14 protein-coding genes and 1 pseudogene are annotated in these 16,815 nt (G+C 75.7%); 8 read left to right on the forward strand and 7 right to left on the reverse strand.

All coding sequences use genetic code 11. The features are described 5' to 3' along the window. Positions 1 to 9 precede the first annotated feature (9 nt). Together V1L54_RS05875 and V1L54_RS05880 are read right to left on the reverse strand one after the other, a co-directional pair. Positions 10 to 570, reverse strand: coding sequence for a hypothetical protein (locus V1L54_RS05875; protein ID WP_330116797.1), 561 nt, complete (start codon positions 568 to 570; stop codon positions 10 to 12). Continuing rightward, positions 567 to 1,832: a hypothetical protein gene (locus tag V1L54_RS05880; RefSeq protein WP_330116798.1), complete on the reverse strand. Its 1,266-nt coding sequence runs from the start codon at positions 1,830 to 1,832 to the stop codon at positions 567 to 569. The genes V1L54_RS05875 and V1L54_RS05880 overlap by 4 nt, the downstream gene beginning before the upstream one ends. 273 nt (positions 1,833 to 2,105) lie before the next feature. Between V1L54_RS05880 and V1L54_RS05885 the strand changes: the two genes are divergently transcribed. The 3 genes from V1L54_RS05885 to V1L54_RS05895 all read left to right on the forward strand — a co-directional run bounded on the left by V1L54_RS05885 (position 2,106) and on the right by V1L54_RS05895 (position 4,242). Next, the gene (locus V1L54_RS05885; RefSeq protein ID WP_330116799.1) at positions 2,106 to 2,318 is read left to right on the forward strand and encodes a hypothetical protein; all 213 of its coding nucleotides are present in this window, start codon (positions 2,106 to 2,108) and stop codon (positions 2,316 to 2,318) included. Next, entirely contained in the window at positions 2,315 to 2,929 is a 615-nt protein-coding gene (locus V1L54_RS05890) for a peptidoglycan recognition protein family protein (protein ID WP_330116800.1), read from the forward strand. The genes V1L54_RS05885 and V1L54_RS05890 overlap by 4 nt, the downstream gene beginning before the upstream one ends. A gap of 308 nt (positions 2,930 to 3,237) precedes the next feature. Then, on the forward strand, positions 3,238 to 4,242 hold the full coding sequence (locus V1L54_RS05895; protein ID WP_330117000.1) for a 2-hydroxyacid dehydrogenase: 1,005 nt from the start codon (positions 3,238 to 3,240) through the stop codon (positions 4,240 to 4,242). A 328-nt stretch (positions 4,243 to 4,570) separates the two neighbouring features. Here the strand turns inward: V1L54_RS05895 and ppdK are convergent, their stop codons facing one another. Beyond that, positions 4,571 to 7,243 (reverse strand): pyruvate, phosphate dikinase, encoded by a 2,673-nt coding sequence (ppdK, locus tag V1L54_RS05900; protein ID WP_330116801.1) that lies wholly within the window; start codon positions 7,241 to 7,243, stop codon positions 4,571 to 4,573. Between the two features lie 170 nt (positions 7,244 to 7,413). Next, positions 7,414 to 8,319: a universal stress protein gene (locus V1L54_RS05905; protein ID WP_330116802.1), complete on the reverse strand. Its 906-nt coding sequence runs from the start codon at positions 8,317 to 8,319 to the stop codon at positions 7,414 to 7,416. Between the two features lie 469 nt (positions 8,320 to 8,788). Here V1L54_RS05905 and V1L54_RS29415 point away from each other — a divergent pair. The 3 genes and pseudogenes from V1L54_RS29415 to V1L54_RS05920 all read left to right on the forward strand — a co-directional run. Next, a pseudogene (locus tag V1L54_RS29415) lies at positions 8,789 to 9,110 on the forward strand (acetate--CoA ligase family protein); the annotation flags it as partial. After that, the gene (locus tag V1L54_RS05915) at positions 9,107 to 9,826 is read left to right on the forward strand and encodes a CBS domain-containing protein (RefSeq protein ID WP_330116803.1); all 720 of its coding nucleotides are present in this window, start codon (positions 9,107 to 9,109) and stop codon (positions 9,824 to 9,826) included. The pseudogene V1L54_RS29415 and the gene V1L54_RS05915, both read left to right, overlap by 4 nt. Before the next feature lie 186 nt (positions 9,827 to 10,012). Then, the gene (locus V1L54_RS05920; RefSeq protein WP_330116804.1) at positions 10,013 to 10,525 is read left to right on the forward strand and encodes a flavodoxin domain-containing protein; all 513 of its coding nucleotides are present in this window, start codon (positions 10,013 to 10,015) and stop codon (positions 10,523 to 10,525) included. Positions 10,526 to 10,566: 41 nt separating this feature from the next. Here the strand turns inward: V1L54_RS05920 and V1L54_RS05925 are convergent, their stop codons facing one another. Next, entirely contained in the window at positions 10,567 to 10,917 is a 351-nt protein-coding gene (locus V1L54_RS05925; RefSeq protein WP_330116805.1) for a DUF4260 family protein, read from the reverse strand. A gap of 448 nt (positions 10,918 to 11,365) precedes the next feature. Here V1L54_RS05925 and V1L54_RS05930 point away from each other — a divergent pair, with 448 nt between their 5' ends. After that, complete coding sequence (locus V1L54_RS05930) at positions 11,366 to 12,340, forward strand: Acg family FMN-binding oxidoreductase (RefSeq protein ID WP_330116806.1); 975 nt, start codon at positions 11,366 to 11,368, stop codon at positions 12,338 to 12,340. Between the two features lie 50 nt (positions 12,341 to 12,390). Here V1L54_RS05930 and V1L54_RS05935 read toward each other — a convergent pair whose 3' ends face one another. Both V1L54_RS05935 and V1L54_RS05940 read right to left on the reverse strand, forming a co-directional pair. Beyond that, positions 12,391 to 14,100: a sensor histidine kinase gene (locus tag V1L54_RS05935; RefSeq protein WP_330116807.1), complete on the reverse strand. Its 1,710-nt coding sequence runs from the start codon at positions 14,098 to 14,100 to the stop codon at positions 12,391 to 12,393. A gap of 461 nt (positions 14,101 to 14,561) precedes the next feature. Continuing rightward, entirely contained in the window at positions 14,562 to 14,819 is a 258-nt protein-coding gene (locus tag V1L54_RS05940) for a DUF1876 domain-containing protein (RefSeq protein ID WP_330116808.1), read from the reverse strand. 669 nt (positions 14,820 to 15,488) lie between these two features. Here V1L54_RS05940 and V1L54_RS05945 point away from each other — a divergent pair. Beyond that, on the forward strand, positions 15,489 to 16,805 hold the full coding sequence (locus tag V1L54_RS05945) for a pyroglutamyl-peptidase I (RefSeq protein ID WP_443076503.1): 1,317 nt from the start codon (positions 15,489 to 15,491) through the stop codon (positions 16,803 to 16,805). Positions 16,806 to 16,815: the final 10 nt, after the last annotated feature.

Genomic DNA, 16,815 nt, shown 5'->3' on the forward strand with positions numbered 1-16,815 from the left:
GGGTCCGGTTCAGATCCCCGGAACGGGTCCCGGAGCCGGCCCCGGCCGGTCCCCGTCCGCACGCCGTACGACACGCGCCCACACCAGGCCGCCCGCCCCGCCGCCGCTCCAGCCGTCCACGCCCAGGCCCACGGCGCACAGCGCGTCCACCGGCCGCCCGGCCACCAGCCAGGCGTGCAGGAACGAGGCGATCGCACACCGCTGCCGCGCCGACAGCGACACCGTGCCCGCCGGCGGCAGCACCGCCAGCAGCCCGCGGCCGCGCACCCCGGCCGCGCACCCGCCGTCCGTGCGGGGCACGGCCGCCACCAGGCAGCCGGGGTGCCGGGCCAGCAGGTCGGCCGCCCGGCACTCCGCCCGCCGGGCCGGGAGCGGACGCCGGGCGCTGAGGACGTCCGCGCACTCGTACCAGCGCTCCGCCCCGCGCCGGTCGGGGTCCGCGCACACATGGACGTCGGCGAAGGGCGCGGCGACCGCCGAGCGGTGCGGTGCGGGTGCCGTGCGCACCTCGGCGGTCCATGCGCCGGCCGGCGTCAGCGCCGCCACCCGGAGGGTGTGCCCGGCCCTCACGCCGGCCTCCCCGGAGCCGGTGCCTCCCAGTGGTCCAGCGGCGGCGGCAGGGGGGCGGGCTCGGTGACGGGCGGGTACGCCGGTTCGGGCAGGTCCAGCAGCCGGTACAGCACTTTGCGCATACGGCGGGCGAAGCGGCCGGGCTCGGAGGTCAGCAGCTCCGCGACCCGCCGGTACTCCTGCGGCCGGTACTCCTCGGCCGCGTACCGCAGCTGCTCCTCCAGCGGGTGCGGCGGCGACAGCGCGGGGGCCACCCGGGCGAGGCGCGCCGCCGGGGACTCCGGGCAGATCCGCTCGCCGGGATGGCGGTCCAGCAGGACGGGGGCGTCCGTCAGCGTCCCGTAGGCGGTGACCGAGCCGTGGTCGCCGACGATGTGGTCCGCCGCGACCAGCAGCGGGTACCAGTCGGCCTCCGGCGGCAGGAGTACCAGTCCCCGGGCGCGGCAGGCGGCCAGCCAGGCCCGCAGCTGCCGGCCGCCGTGTCCCGCCCAGACGTTGGGGTGGACCAGCAGTGCCGTGCGGTACCTGTCCCCCGGCAGTTCCCCGAGCAGCCGGGGCAGCAGCGCCTCGAACCGGCCGAAGGAGGAGGACGGGCCCCAGGTGGACGCGAACACGACCAGCCGTTGTGCCCCGGTGAGACCGAGCGCGCGGCGGTACTCCTCGCGGTACGGCAGGCTCGCGGTGATCCGGTCGTGGCCGGGGTCGCCGACGACCTCGGTTACCGGCAGTGCCTCGGGGCAGGAGCGCGCCAGCGCCCGGCGGTCCCGTTCGTGGGCGAGCACGATCGCGGCGGGTACCACCCTGCCGTTCCGCATCAGGTGCCGGCGGCTCAGCATGCCCGGGACACGGGGCGGGCCGTCCTCCTCGTCCTTCCTGTCCGGCCCGCCGGGCTCCGCGCGCAGGAGCTTGATGTGACCGGCCCCGTGCGGCATGCGGAGCACGGGCGCCCGCAGCTGGTCGATCCCCTGCGAGCCGGCCGCCAGGGCCAGGTCGAAACCGGCACCCGCGGCCTGCTGCCACGGGACCACTCCGAAGCCCATCTCCCGCAGGTGGCGGGCCACTCCGGCGCCGAAGGCGTGCGGGGCGACGGTGAAGACCACCTGGATCCGCAGGTCGGGCTCCAGAAGCTCGACGACCTCCCGAAGCCGTTGTGCGTATGGCATCGTGTGCGCGACGGCCAGAACCTGTCTGCAGCCGGTCCGGGTGGCCCACTGCCCCCGCTGGAGCACGGCGGGTGCGGTGCGCCCGCGTGAAGTTGACATGAACATCCCCCATGTGTCGACGTGTCGGTTACGTCGAACGGGGAGATGCCCCGGCCCCCGGACGGTTTTCCTGCCGGGACCTTGCCGGAACCTTGCAGCCCCGCTGCGGCGGGAGCGCGCCCGGACCGCGGCCGGGCTCCGGTTCACCGGCACGGCGGAGCCTGCCGCACGTCCCGTGCGGGTACCCCTGCGCACCGCGGCCGGCGGGTGCCCGTACGCCCCGCCCCGTCCGGCCCGCCCCGTCCCGACCTTCCCGGCGTCAGGAGAGACACGGTGCCCACCAGACCAACACGACGCGGCCTCCTCGGCCTGGCCGGACGGGCGGCGGCGGTCGCCGCCGGCGCGGCGGTCCTGACCGTCCCGGCCGCTCCGGCGTCCGCCGCCGCCCGTCCGGAGCGCCGGCCCGCTCCGGCGGCACCCGGTACCGGGTGCGCCGAGCCCCTGGACGCCGGTGTGCAGTGCGGTCCCGGGAAGGTGACGCCGTGACGGCCGTCTTCGTCCCCCGCGCGGAGTGGGGCGCCCTGCCGTCCCGGGGCCCGTCCACCGACATCACCCCGGGCGGTGGCGGTGTCACCGTGCACCATGTGGGGCCCTCCCCGACCGCCCGGCGGGACCACGCCGACTGCGCCGGCCAGGTGCGCGCCGTCCAGCGGCAGCACATGGACGGCAACGGGTGGGCCGACATCGCCTACACCTGCCTGGTGTGCGTCCACGGCCGGGTCTTCGAGGGACGGGGGCCCTGGGTGCGGACCGCCGCCAACGGCACCGCCGCGGGCAACCAGAACTGGTACGCGGTGTGCGGGCTCACCGGCGGCTCCCCGTCCGGCTACGACACCGTCACCGACGCCCTCCTGGACGCCTTCCGCTGGTCGATCGACTGGCTGCGCGACTCCGGTGGCGCGGGGCGCGGCATCAACCGGCACAGCGACCACACCGTCACCCAGTGCCCCGGAGGACTCTCCCCCTATGTGCTGAACGGCTCGCTGGAGCCCGGCTCGGGCCTGCGGGACCGGACCGGGACGTGGCCCTTCCCGCTCGGGCGGGGAACGGCGGGACACGGGACGGCGGCCGGGGCCGCCGGGTCCGGGAGCTGGTGACGGGCCCGGCGGCCCCGGATCTTCCGGGGTACTTCCGCGGCGGCGTCCTCCGGCCGGCGTCCGTCCACCGCACCGGGTACGCCCGCCCCGCGAAGGGGTAGGCGTCCGGCGCGCCCCTTCGGACCGGACGCGGCCCGAAGGGGCCGCGGACGTGTACCGTCCGGCCCTGGGCCGGCGGCCGCTCCCCGGACAGGCTGGTGGTGGCGGTCGCGAGCGGGCGGCCACGGAGCCGGCGACGGTTCCCGGGAGGAGAGGCGACGGTGGAGGAAGCGGTGGACGGCACGGCGAGCGGTACGGCGGAGAGGGTGGTGGACATCGTCGCCTACGGTGTCGTGACCGACGAACTGCCACTGCTGGAGCGGGCGTTCGGGGGACGGCACCGGCTGCGCTGCCTGGACCTGGTCCTCAACCGGGACACCGCCGCCACGGCCGCCGGTTGTGCGGTGGTGTGCAGCAGCGTCAACGACGTGCTGGACGAGGAGGTCCTGACCACCCTGGCGGGCGGCGGCACGAAGCTGGTCACCCAGCGCGCCACCGGCTACAACAACATCGATCTGGACGCGGCCCGGAAGCTGGGTCTGGCCGTCTCCCGGGTGTCGTCCTACTCCCCCTACTCGGTGGCCGAGTTCGCCTGGACGCTGGCCCTGGCGGTCAACCGCCGGGTGGCCCGGTCGGTGGCCCGCACCCGCGACTTCGACTTCCGGCTCAACGGCCTGCTGGGCCGCGACTTCCACGGCCGTACCGCCGGGGTGGTGGGCACCGGGAAGATCGGGGCGGCCTTCGCCCGCATCGCCGCGGGGTTCGGCATGCGGCTGCTGGGCTGGGACATCGCCGAGAATCCCGAGTGCCTGGACCTGGGCATGGAGTACGTCGAGCGCGAGCGGCTGTTCGCCGAGTCCGACCTGATAAGCCTGCACGTGCCGCTGCTGCCCGACACGTACCACCTGGTGGACCGCGCCGCCCTGGCCCGGATGAAGGACGACGCAATCCTGATCAACACCAGCCGCGGGGGCCTGATCGACGCCCAGGCCCTGGTGGACACCCTGCGGGCGGGCCGGCTCGACGGGGTGGGGCTGGACGTCTACGAGGAGGAGGCCGGGGTGTTCTTCTTCGACCGCTCCCTGGACGTGATCACCGACGACACGCTGGCGCGGCTGATGACCTTCCGCAACGTCCTGGTCAGCTCGCACCAGGCGTACTTCACCCACGACGCGGTGGAGGAGATCGTCCGGACCACCGCGCGCAACGTCGAGGACCACCTGGCCGGACGCGCCAACACCAACACCTTGGTGCCCCCGCCCGACCGGGGCTGAGGCCGAGCTCCCCCGCCCGGGGGCGCGGAAGGGAACACGGAGGGGCTTTCCGCCGTTCCCGCCAGAGCCTGCCGGCCCCCGGCGGGTACCCGCCCGGCCCTGGCACGGTGCCCGCCCCGGCGGCGCCGGGCGGCGGGCGCCGCCGGCCCGGGTGTCGGTGTCTGTGTCGGTGCGCATCGTCCCCCGCCTCCCGGCCCGTCCGGAACGACGGGGCACGGCGGTGTTCCCGTCATCCACCAGGTTGAGGGGAGAACAAGGTTCTCGCCTGGGCCGGGGAGCGGTCGTCCCCGGCCGGGGGGACGACCTCTCCCCGGCCCCGCTCACCGCGTCACTTGCCCGCCGACGCCCGGTCGCGGTCGGGGTCCAGGGCGGCGCGGGCCGCCTCCAGCCGGGCGACCGGCACCCGGAACGGGGAGCAGGAGACGTAGTCCAGACCCGCCTCGTGGAAGAAGTGCACGGAGTCCGGGTCGCCGCCGTGCTCGCCGCAGACACCGATCTTCAGCCCCGGCCGGGTGGCCCGGCCCTCGGCGACGGCGATCCGCACCAGCCGGCCCACTCCCTGCCGGTCGATGGTCTCGAACGGCGAGACCTCGAAGATGCCCCGCTCCAGGTAGGCCGAGAAGAACGACGCCTCCACGTCGTCCCGGGACATCCCCCAGGTGGTCTGGGTCAGGTCGTTGGTGCCCAGCGAGAAGAAGTCGGCCTGGTCCGCGATCCGGTCCGCGGTCAGCGCCGCCCTCGGCAGCTCGATCATGGTGCCGATCGGGCAGGTCAGCGCCTGGCCCACCTGCTCGGAGATCCCGGCCAGAACGGTTTCCACCTCCTGCCGCACCAGCCGCAGCTCGGCGGCGGTGTCCACCAGCGGCACCATGATCTCCACCCGCGGGTCGCCGCCGTCGGCCAGCCGCCTGGCCACCGCCTCCGCCACGGCCCGCACCTGGAGCGCGATCAGTCCCGGCACCAGCAGGCCCAGCCGGACCCCGCACAGCCCCAGCATCGGGTTGTGCTCGTGCATGCGCTCCACGGTCCGCAGCAGTCGCACGTCGTGCGGGTCGGGCTCGCCTCCGGCGGCCTCGGCGGAGGCCACCCGGACGGCCAGTTCGGTGTGGTCGGGCAGGAACTCGTGCAGCGGCGGGTCCAGCAGCCGGATGGTGACCGGCAGCCCGTCCATGGCCGCCAGCAGGGCGGTGAAGTCCTCCCGTTGCGGCGGCAGCAGCGCCGCCAGCGCCTCCTCCCGCTCGCCGTCGGTACGGGCCAGGATCATCGCCTCCACCAGCCGGCGCCGCTCGCCGAGGAACATGTGCTCGGTGCGGCACAGCCCGATGCCCTGGGCGCCGAAGCGGCGGGCCCGGGCGGCGTCCTCGGGGGTGTCGGCGTTGGCCCGCACCGCCATGCGGCGGGCGGCGTCGGCGTGCTCCATCAGCCGCGCCACCGCGTCCACCAGTCCGGACTCCCGCTCCCCGGTCTCGAAGTACCGCATCACCGGCGACCCCACCAGCGGCAGCGCCCCCAGGTGGACGGTGCCGGCGGAGCCGTCGACGGACACCTCGGTGCCCTCGGCGACCTCGGTGACCGTCCCGTCGGGGCCGGTGACGGTGAAGCGGCGGGCCGCGACGTCGATGCCGAGGCCCTCGGCGCCGCACACGCACACCCGTCCCATGCCCCGGGCCACCACGGCCGCGTGGCTGGTCTTGCCGCCGCGGCTGGTCAGCACCGCCTGGGCAGCGACCATGCCGGGCAGGTCGTCGGGGGTGGTCTCGGGACGCACCAGCACCACCTGCTCGCCGGCGGCGGCGCGGCGCACCGCCTCGGCGGAGTCGAAGACCACCGCGCCGACGGCGGCGCCCGGCGAGGCGGGTACGCCCGTGGCCAGCGGGGCGCCGGCCGAGGCGGTGTCGAAGCGGGGGAACATCAGCCGGGCGAGCTGGTCGCCGGTGACCCGGTCCAGCGCCTCCGGCCAGTCGATCAGCCCCTCGTCCACCAGCTGCACGGCGATGCGGAGGGCCGCCTCGGCGGTGCGCTTGCCCACCCGGGTCTGCAGCATCCACAGTTTGCCGCGCTCCACGGTGAACTCGATGTCGCACAGGTCCCGGTAGTGCCGCTCCAGGGTCGCCATGTGGTCGCACAGCTGCGCGTAGCACTCCGGGTGGTGCTCCCGGAGCTCCTGCAGCGGCACGGCGTTGCGCACCCCGGAGACCACGTCCTCGCCCTGGGCGTCGGGCAGGTAGTCGCCGTAGATCCCCTGCCGTCCGGTGGCCGGGTCGCGGGTGAAGGCCACCCCGGTGCCGGAGTCCGGGCCGAGGTTGCCGAAGACCATCGTCTGCACGTTGACGGCCGTGCCCAGGTCCTCGGGGATGTGCTCGCGGCGCCGGTAGATGCGGGCCCGTTCCCCGTTCCAGGACTCGAAGACGGCGCGCACCGCGCGCCGCAGCTGTTCGGCCGGGTCCTGGGGGAACTCCTCCCCGGTCCGCTCCCGCACGATCTCCAGGAACTCCGCCACCAGCCGCCGCCGCTCCGCCGGGTCGGGGCGGCGGGCCAGCGCGTCGGCGAACAGCGCGCCGTCGATCCCCATGACGGTGGTGCCGAACATCTGGACGAGCCGCCGGTAGGAGTCCCAGGCGAACTCCTCGTGTCCGGAGGTCTTGGCCAGCCCGGCCACGGACCGGTCGTTCAGGCCGATGTCGAGGATGGTCTCCATCATCCCCGGCATGGAGTAGCGGGCCCCGGAGCGTACCGACACCAGCAGTGGGTCGTCCGGGTCGCCCAGCCGGCGCCCGGCCGACTCCTCCAGTGCCGCCAGGTGCTCGGCCAGCTCCCGCCGCAGGTCCTCGGGCTCGGTGCCGGTGGCCAGGTAGATCCGGCAGGCCTCGGTGGTGACGGTGAAGCCGGGCGGCACCGGGAGGCCGATACGGGTCATCTCGGCGAGGTTGGCGCCCTTGCCGCCGAGGAGGTCGGCCTGCTCCCGACCGCCCTCGGTGAAGTTGTGGACGTAGCGGACCATGGTGGTCTCCTTACGGCCCGGCGCCCGCCCGGGACGGGGCCCGGGCGCGAGGCGCCTGCCGGTTGCCGAACGGATCGGGTCGGGGAACCGGGACGGGAGTCCGCGGGGCCCTGGGCGCGTGTCCGCCGCCGGGGCGGCGGACACGCCGGGTACGGCCGCGGCCCGGCGGCTCACTCGTGCGGGACGACGGCGACGGGCACGGTGGCGTGGTGCATCACCGCGTGGGCCACCGGCCCGATGTGGAAGCCCAGCGGGGAGCGCCGGTCGCGGCGGCCGACGACCACCAGGGAGGCGTCCTCGGCGGCCTCCAGCAACTGCTGGGCGATCCTGCCGACCACGGCCTGCGTCCGGACCTCCACGTCCGGGTACTTGCCCCGCCAGGGCCGCAGCGCGTCGGTCAGTGCCTGGAGCTTCTCCTCGGCCAGACCGTCCAGGAGGCCGGGACCGAAGCCGGCGGGGTTGACGCCGTAGGCGGCCGGCAGGTTCCAGCCGTGGACGACCCGCAGCGGCGCGCCGCGCCGGGCGGCGGCGGCGAAGGCGAAGTCCAGCAGCCCGTCGCAGGGCTTGCTCAGGTCCACTCCCAGCACCACGTCGCGGTACGGCGCCTCGCCGCCGGCCGTCAGGACCTCCGGCTCGTCGCGGTGGGCGGCCTCCTCGGTCGTCCCGGCCCGCACCAGCACCACCGGGCAGGTCACATGGGCCGCGGCGGACAGGGCGACGGAGCCGACCAGGAAGCCGGCCAGCGCTCCTCTGCCCTTGGAGCCCAGCACCAGCAGCTCGGCGCCGTCGGCGGCCTTGCGCAGGACGTCGGCCGGGCGGCCGTCGAGCCGCTCGGTGCCGATCTCCAGGGTGGGGTGCCGGCCGGCCAGCTCCGCCGTCACCCGGCCCGGCTGCTCCTCCCAGCGTTTGCGGGCCTCCGGGTCCACGTTGGACAGCAGCAGCGGGTGGGAGTCGGTCTCCCGTACCTGGACCAGCCGCAGCGGCACCCCGCGCCGCAGCGCCTCGCGGGCCGCCCAGTCCGCGGCGGCCAGACTCTCGCTCGAGCCGTCCAGGCCCACGATGACGGTGCGCTCCATGACTTCCTCCCTACGTCGTTCTCGGACGGGCGGCGGTCCGCCCTGTCTCCAGGCTCGCCCCGGGTACCCGCCCGCGAGAGGGGACACAGGTCCCGACCGGCGGGACCCTCCGTCCCGCGGCCCGGGCCACGCGGCCCGTCCCGGGCCGCCGGCCGGTCCCTGCCGTCCCGCACCGGGGCCGAACGGCCCTCACCGCGGCCCCGCACGGCCCCTGCGGCGCGGTCCGCGCCGTCCGACTCTGGAGGCGGAACCGCACACGGAAGGGGATCCGCCATGACGGACACCGCGGAACACGTACGGCAGGCCCACGCGCTGCCGGCCGACGGCAGGACCGTGGAGATACGCCCCGCGCGGCCCGAGGACCGCCTCGGAGTCGAGGGGCTGTACGCCCGCATGTCGCCCGAGAGCCTCCGGTGGCGGTTCCTCGCCTCCGGTCCCGGCCCGGGGCGACAGGCCGCCCGGCGGGTCTGCGGCCCGGCGCGCCCCGCTCACCGACCGGGACGTCCACGACCTGATCACCGCACCGCGCTGCGCGCCGCTGCTGTTCGGCCACCGCGGCGGCCCCCCGGCCGATCTGGACGGGCTGGAGCAGACCCTGCTGCGGCTCTCCACGATGGCCTGCGCCTGCCCGAGCTCGCCGAGGCCGAGATCACAACCCCCTGCCGGCCCGGCCGGACGGCGTCACCGCCGTCGACGCCCGCGTCCGGCTGCTGCCGCGGCGCGCCCACGACCCCCGTCTGCGCCGGCTGCGCCGAGCGGCCCGACGGCAAGAGGAACGGAGAGAACCATGAAGCACCGAGCCGTCGGAGCCGTGATGACCACCGACGTGGTCACCGCCACCCCCGGCACACCGTTCAAGCGGATCACCGAGCTGCTCGCCCGGCACGGCATCAGCGGCCTCCCGGTCGTCGTCGACGACGACAAGGTCCTCGGCGTCGTCTCCGAGAGCGATCTGCTGAACCACCAGGCCCGCCAGGACCCGGCCGCCGGCCGGCGCCCGCTGAGCCGCGCCGCCCGCCACCGGGCCGACGCGGCCGAGGCCCGTACCGCCGGCGAGCTGATGACCGTGCCGGCCGTCACCGTCCACGCCCTGGACTCCGTGCCGCGCGCGGCCCGCACCATGGTCGAGCACCGGGTCCAGCGGCTGCCGGTGCTGGACGAGGAGGACCGGCTGGTCGGCATCGTCACCCGTCGTGACCTGCTGGGCGTCTTCCTCCGCCCGGACACCGAGATCCGCGCCGAGGTGATCGACGACGTGCTGGTGCGGGCCCTGTGGATTCCGCCGGACACCGTCACCGTCACCGTCGCCGACGGTGTGGTCACCCTGACCGGACGGGTCGAGCGCAGCACCGACATCCCCATGGCCCTGCGGATGGCCGGCCGGGTCGAGGGGGTGGTCGCCGTCGTCGACCGGCTCACCGCCCGGCTGGACGACACCCGGCTGCGGCCCGAGGAGCCGGCCCTGCTGCACGGCATCGGCGACCTCTGGTGGCTGCACGGCCGGTGAGCCGCCGGCCGCTCCGCCGGCCGGACCGGGCCCCCCGCCGCGGCCGGCGGAGCCACGGGCCACAGGACCGCGGAGCGCCGAACCGATGGATCGACAAATGGACAGACAGACCGGCAGGAAGACCGAGGACGGAACGGAGACCGCGGCCGTACACGGCCGCACACGGCAGGAAGAAGGCGATCGGTGATGACCGCACAGCGCGTGCTCGTCGCCTACGGCACCAGGAACGGCTCCACCGCGGAGATCGCCGAATGGCTCGGCGCCGCTCTGCGCGAGAAGGGCCTGGACACCGACGTGCTGCCCGCCGCCGAGGTGGGCGACCCCGGCGGCTACGACGCCGTCCTGCTGGGCTCCGGCCTGTACGCCGGGCACTGGCGGCACGACGCCGTCCGCCTCGCCCGCCGCCACCGGCAGGCCCTGGCCCGCCGGCCGGTGTGGCTGTTCAGCAGCGGCCCGCTGGACGCCTCCGCCGACGAGCGCGACATCCCGCCCGCCCCCGGCCCGGCCCGCATCGCGGCCCGCGTCGACGCCCGCGGCCACGCCACCTTCGGCGGCAGGCTCACCGAGGACGCCAGGGGGTTCGTCGCCCGGCAGATCGTCAAACAGGGCAAGGGCGGGGACTTCCGCGACCGCGAGCGGATCCGCCGCTGGGCCCACTCGGTCGCGGCCGAACTCGCCGAGGAATCCCCGGAGGGCTGAGGGACACCGCGACCGTGCTTCCCGGTCCGCCCGCCGGTCCCTCAGCACCTCTCCCACACACCCGGGCGGGTTACGGCGAAGCCGTGGTCGTACTTGGGGCCTGCCCTGATCACCCGGTCGAGTCCGATGTGGGCCGGGCCGATGGCGCCGGCCACGGTCAGCGCGGTGATGTCCCACCCGAGGCCGGCGGCGAGCAGGGCCGGCGGCAGCGGCGCCGAGCGCGAGGTCGTGGACCCGGGCGCCCACCCTCGGGCCCGCGGGATGGCCGAGCATGAACAGGCCGGGCACCAGGAGCAGTGCCGGGACCAGCCACCGGGGCTGCCCGGTGGCGGCGAGGACGGCGGGGCCGGCGCCTCGGCCCGCAGCCGGGCCAGTGGCCGCCCGGTGGCCACGCCAGGGGCGGTGACGGTCGGCGAAGGTGTCGGTCGTGTCGGTCATATCGGTCCTCCCGGAACTCGGAGCGGCCCCGGACACGGAAGACCGCCCGGCAAGGGAGCAGTGCGCTGGAACAAGAGCAACAGCCTCCGTTTCCGCGATCACCACCAGGAGCGGTGCTCTCGCCCGTGCGACAAGGAGGCTCGTGGCGCTGTGAAGGCGCCCGGCCGCGGAGGTCCGCCGGGTGATGGCCCTCGTCCGCGGTGCGGCCTCATCCGGGCTCCGCACACGGCCCGGCGCGGCCGCCGGGCAGAGGCCGTCCGGGCATCCCACGGGACCGTCCGGCCCCTCTTCCCCGGACAGGACCGGGCATGGCCCGGTCGGCACGGCCACCGGGACCATCGGCACTCCCCGGCGCGGGACCCGGGCGGCAGTCTGGGAGCAGCCGGACCGGGAGGAGCACCCATGCCGCCCACCACACTGGACGCGACGACCCTGGAGAAACTCGTCTCCGCCGCCGTGGCCGCACCGTCCATCCACAACACCCAGCCCTGGCACTACCGGCTGGACCCCGGCACCGCCACCCTCCAGGTGCGGGCGGTCGCCGGACGTGCCCTGCGGCACGCCGACCCGGTGGGCCGGGCCCTGCACATCTCGGTCGGCGCCGCCCTGTTCAACCTGCGGGTGGCCGTGGCCCACACCGGCTGGGAACCCGTCGTACGGACGCTGCCCTCCCCGGCCGAGCCCGATCTGCCGGCCACCGTCCTCCTCGCCCGCGGGGTGTGCGTGAGCCGCCGCCACCGCCCCGAGCTGTACGACGCCCTGTGGCGGCGGCACAGCAGCCGCTCCCCGTTCTCCGGGCATCCGCTGCCGCCCGAGACGACCGCGGAACTGATCGAGGCCGCCCGGGTGGAGGGCGCCTCGCTGTGGTTCCCCCCGGCCGCGGAGACCACCCGTCTGCTGAGACTGACCGGCCAGGCCGAACGCCGCAACGCCGAAACCGCCGAGCGGCGTGCGGAAGGCCGCGCCTGGCTGCGCGAGGGCGCCTCCGACGGGCTGCCCGGCTCCGCGGTCGGCCGGCGGGACGCCGACGGGCGGCTGCCCCTGCGGGACTTCTCCGGGGTGGGCGCGGCCGGCGGGCCGCCGGTCCGCTTCGAGCCGCGCCCCACCGTCGCCGTCCTCGCCACCGCCCACGACCGGCGGGCGGACTGGCTGCGCGCGGGCCAGGCGCTGGAGCACGTCCTGCTGGCCACCACCGCGCGTTCGGTGCGGACCACTCTGCTGCACCAGGCCCTGGAGTGGCCCGACCTGCGCACCGCACTGGGCGAGGGTCCCGGCCGCCCCCGCCACGTCCAGTTGCTCATCCGCCTCGGCTACGGCCCCGAAGGGCCCGCCACCCCGCGCCGTTCGGCCCGGGAGGTACTGGAGACCGGCCCCTGACCCGGCGCGACGGGACCCGGGCGGAACGGAACCGGGACGGGGCGGGAGAGTCAGCCCTGGCCCAGCGGCACCCGCCAGGTCAGCCGGCTGCCCCGGCCCTCGGGCGACTCGATCAGCAGCTCGCCGCCGAGCTCCTCGGCCCGCTCCGCGAGGTTTCGCAGGCCGCTGCGGCGGCCCCCTTCGGGGATGCCCACCCCGTTGTCGCCCACGACCGCGGCCAGCGTGCCGGACCCGACCGTGAGGGAGACCTCGGCCGCCGTGGCCCGCGCGTGCCGCGCCACATTGGACAGCGCCTCCGCCAGCACCGCGACCAGGTGGTCCGCGACGGGCGGCGGCACGTCGGTGTCCAGCAGCCCCTCCATGCGCAGCGCCGGGGTGAAGCCCAGGTTCCGTACCGCGTCCTCCACCACCTTCGCCACCCGCACCCGCAGTCCGTGCCCGGCCGGGCCGGTGCCGTGGCTGCGCAGCCCGAAGATCGTGGACCTGATGATCTTGATCGTCTCGTCCAGGTCGTCCACGGCCCGCAGCAGCCGCTCACTGGCCTCCTCGTGCTGGACGAAACGCACCGCGCTCTGCAGCGTCATCCCCGTGGCGAAGAGCCGCTGGATGGCCAGGTCGTGCAGATCGCGGGCGATACGGTCCCGGTCCTCCAGCAGCGCGACCTGCTCGGCGGCCTGCCGCCGCTCCGCCAGCTCCATCGCGACCGCGGCCTGCGCGGCGAACGACAGCAGCGGCGCCGTCTCCGTCTCGGAGAACGCGGCCTGCCCCTCCCGGCGCACCAGCAGCAACGCGCCGTGCGCCCCTTCGGCCCCCATGGGGACCGCGACCGCCGGCCCCATGCCCCTCCAGCGCTCCGTCCCCGCCGTGATCCGGGGGTCGGTGACGATGTCGGCGCTGGTGAGCGACTCGCCGGCAATCACGGCCGCCCCCATGAACGACCCCTCGCGGGGCAGCACCAGCCCGCGGAACGCGTCGCTGCGCTCTCCCAGCGCCAGTGCCACCTGGAGGTTGTCGGTGCCGTCCAGGGGCAGGGCCAGCACCCCCAGATCGGCGGCGAGGATACGGCGCGCCCGGTCGACGATCAGTTCCAGGACCGGCCGCTCGCCCTCCCCGGAGAGCAGCTCCGCGGTGATCTCCGCGTTCGCCTCCAGCCAGCGCTGCCGGTTGCGGGACTCCTCGTACAGACGGGCGTTCTCGATGGCCACCCCCGCCGCCACGGCCAGGGTGGACAGCACCGCCTCGTCCTCGGCGTCGAACTCCCGGCCGCCCCGCTTCTCGGTCAGGTAGAGATTCCCGAAGACCTCCTCGCGCACCCGGATCGGCACGCCGAGGAAGGTGCGCATCGGCGGGTGGTGGGGCGGGAAGCCGGAAGAGCCCGGGTGCTCCGCCAGGTCGGACACCCGCAGCGGCTCCGGGTGGCGGATCAGCTCACCCAGCAGGCCGTGGCCCGTCGGCAGCGGGCCGATGGCCCTGATCTGCTCCTCCTCCAGACCCACCGGGATGAACTGGGAGAGCCTGCCGTCTCCGCCGATCACGCCCAGGGCGCCGTACTCGGCGTCCACCAGCACCACGGCGGCCTCCACGATGCGCTGGAGGGCGCTGGGCAGGTCGAGCTCCCTGCCGACCGACATCACGGCCTCGAGCAGACTGTGCACCCGGTCCCGGGTACCGCGCACGGCGTCGACCCGGGCCTGCAGTTCGTCCAACAGCTCGTCAAGCTGGAGCCGGGGCAGCCGCCCCGCGTCTCTCTCGCTCCCCATGCCATCTGTCCCTCGGTCGGCTCGTCGGCGCTCCCACGGTAGCCGTTCGCCGCACGGCTCCGCTGCCTCACGAAGGACGGAATTCCCTGCTGGGGGCCATGATCGCGGGCGGTGGCGGCAGCACGGCGGGACGCGCCGACCGGAATGCCCCGGTCTGCGCTCCGGTCCGGCGTCCGTCCCCGGTCCGGGGCGGCCCGGGCCGTTCGGCTCCCCGGCCGGGACCGTTGGGCCCTGTGCCGGACGGACGCGTTCGGGTTTGCTGGAGTCGCCGGGGAGGACCGGCACGAGAGACGCGGAGAAGCGGAGAGATACCGCGCACCGCGCAATCAGGATCCGCGAGAAGCGGGGGGCCTCCCCGGCATCGTTCACGGATCGTGCACCTGGGAGGGGCGTGGACACCGGGAGCCGGGGCGGCGGGCCCGAACCGCCGCACCGGCTCCGCGCGGTTCGGGCCGGCCCTGTCAGGGACCGGGGCGGGAGACGCCCTCGATGTCGGTCTGTGCGATGCTCAGCAGCTTGTGGGCCAGGTCGTTCATCGCCCGTCCGGCTGCGAGCTCGTCACCGATCTCCGGTATGTCCCTGTCATGCGGGTTGCGCCGCGCGGTGCCCTGTCCGGTGACCGCCGTGTTCCCGATGTCCAGTACCGCGTGCGCCTTCGTCGTCGTTCCGTCCTCGAAGAGGTGGAGGCGGACCTCCCAGTCCCGGGTGTGCTGGGGCATCGTCTGCTCCCTGTCGTGATCCCTGCCGTGGGTGTGCGGAGTGCCGGTGCGGCGTGTCGTGTGCCCGGCCCGCCGCGGCCCGGAAGCGGACCGGACATGGCCGGACCCGGTCATCGGCCCCGGAGGGCCGGCAGCGCGGGCGGTCTTCGACGGGGTCGTGGGCCGGGGTCGGGTGTGCCGCCGGCCGGGGGCGCGGGGCGCCCGGCCGGTGCGCCGGGCATCGCTTCGGGCATCGACGGCACCTCCTCGGCGTCGGCCCGCGTCCGGCTCCTGTCTCCCACCGTACTCCCGGGGCCTGGTGTGTTCCATCGAACGCGACCGGACCCGGGCCTGCGGGTTTCCGGCGAGCGCCCCAGGTACTCCGCACTCCGTACTCGTGCCACCGGAGAACGTCCGGGGGGCCGGGGAATGGCCACAGCCCGCGCCGCCAGGCCGGAGCCCCGGTCCGGCACCGGGCCGGGGACCGGGCACCGCCGCCGACGGCACACGAGCACTTCCGGGCCGAGCGGCCCGAGGCCGCCCGGCGCGTCGACGACCCGCCGAGCGGTCCGTACCGCCTTCCCGCCCGGGTGCCCGGGCGCCTCTTGGAACCGTCCCGGTGACCGGTCAGCATGCTCGCACAGTCGCCCCGGCGACCGGCCGGGCACCGACCGGAACGGAAGGACCCCCGTGAGACCCCACACCGGATCACACACCGGATCACGCGCGCGCACCCGCCTGTACGCCCTGGGCACCGTCCTGCTCGCATGCGCCCTCACCTTCCCCGCGGCCCCGGCTGCCCAGGCGGCCCCGGCCTCCTCCGGCGCCGCCGCCGAACCCACCGCCGAGGAGGCGCGGCTGTCGGCGGGCCCGGTACCGGGCGAGATCCTGCGGCGCGCCGGATTCGACGACGTGGCGCCGGAGTTCGCCCGCGCCCTGGCGGAGACGGCCACCGCGGAGGAGGCCCGGGAGCTGGCCGGCCGCGCCGGGCGGGAGCTGTGGCGGCGCGCCGTGGACCGGGCGCAGGGACGCGGCGGCCAGGAGGGGGAGCTGAGCCCGGACGACGACCGGCCGCTGTACTGGGCCCGGCTCGGCATGACCAGGGCGATCCGCCAGTGGCAGCCGGCGTTCCCGCTGGACGCGGCCGAACGCGCGGACCTCCTCGCCCGGCTCGAGCGTGCCTCCCGGGGCCAGGACTCCCTGGACTTCCCCGCAGACGACGGCCTGCGACGCGCCGTGGTCACCGGCTTCGACCCCTTCCAGCTCGACGGCGACATCCGCCGGAGCAACCCGTCGGGGGCCGCCGCACTCGCCCTGGACGGCACCGTGCTCTCCACCCCCTCGGGCCCGGTCCGCGTGGAGACCGCCGTCTTCCCCGTGCGCTGGTCGGACTTCGCCGAAGGGACGGTGGAGCGGACGCTGCTGCCGCACCTCACGCCCGGCCCGCGGCAGGCGGACCTGTTCCTCACCGTCAGTCAGGGCCGGCCCGGCCAGTTCGACCTGGAGCGCTTCAACGGGGCCTGGCGCGGCGGCATCCTGGACAACGTCCTGGACTCGGACACCGGCACCATTCCCGTGCCCGACGGCGTGCCCACCGTCGATCCGCAGCCGCAGTGGACGGTGACCACGCTTCCGTACCGGCGGGTCATCGAGGCCGGCACCGGCCCGTTCCCGGTGCTCGACAACACGTTCGTGAGGGAGATCCCGGCGGGCGCCACCACCCCGGTGCCGCGGCCCGACGGCCCCACCCCGGGTTCGACCGCCCGGGAGGGCTCGGGCGGCGACTACCTCTCCAACGAGATCGCCTACCGGGCCACCCTGCTGCGCGACGCGCTGGACCCGGCCCTGCCGGGCGGCCATCTGCACACTCCCGTCCTGGAGTTCGGCCCGGGCAACACCTCCCCGGGCACCGGGGAGATCAGCGACGAGGTGTTCGTCCGCAACCGGCTCGCCATCACCGCCCAGGTGCGGGAGGTGGTCAGGGCCGCGGCGGACGCCCTGGACTGATCCGGGCCGA

The organism is Streptomyces rubellus (assembly GCF_036323805.1).
Taxonomy (GTDB): domain Bacteria; phylum Actinomycetota; class Actinomycetes; order Streptomycetales; family Streptomycetaceae; genus Streptomyces.

Bases quoted from the DNA above. Each gene is read 5' to 3' on its own strand.
- V1L54_RS05880 (WP_330116798.1), bottom strand. From the start codon at position 1,832: ATGTCAACTTCACGCGGGCGCACCGCACCCGCCGTGCTCCAGCGGGGG.
- ppdK (WP_330116801.1), bottom strand. From the start codon at position 7,243: ATGGTCCGCTACGTCCACAACTTCACCGAGGGCGGTCGGGAGCAGGCC.
- V1L54_RS05905 (WP_330116802.1), bottom strand. From the start codon at position 8,319: ATGGAGCGCACCGTCATCGTGGGCCTGGACGGCTCGAGCGAGAGTCTG.
- V1L54_RS05915 (WP_330116803.1), top strand. From the start codon at position 9,107: ATGAAGCACCGAGCCGTCGGAGCCGTGATGACCACCGACGTGGTCACC.
- V1L54_RS05920 (WP_330116804.1), top strand. From the start codon at position 10,013: ATGACCGCACAGCGCGTGCTCGTCGCCTACGGCACCAGGAACGGCTCC.
- V1L54_RS05930 (WP_330116806.1), top strand. From the start codon at position 11,366: ATGCCGCCCACCACACTGGACGCGACGACCCTGGAGAAACTCGTCTCC.
- V1L54_RS05935 (WP_330116807.1), bottom strand. From the start codon at position 14,100: ATGGGGAGCGAGAGAGACGCGGGGCGGCTGCCCCGGCTCCAGCTTGAC.
- V1L54_RS05940 (WP_330116808.1), bottom strand. From the start codon at position 14,819: ATGCCCCAGCACACCCGGGACTGGGAGGTCCGCCTCCACCTCTTCGAG.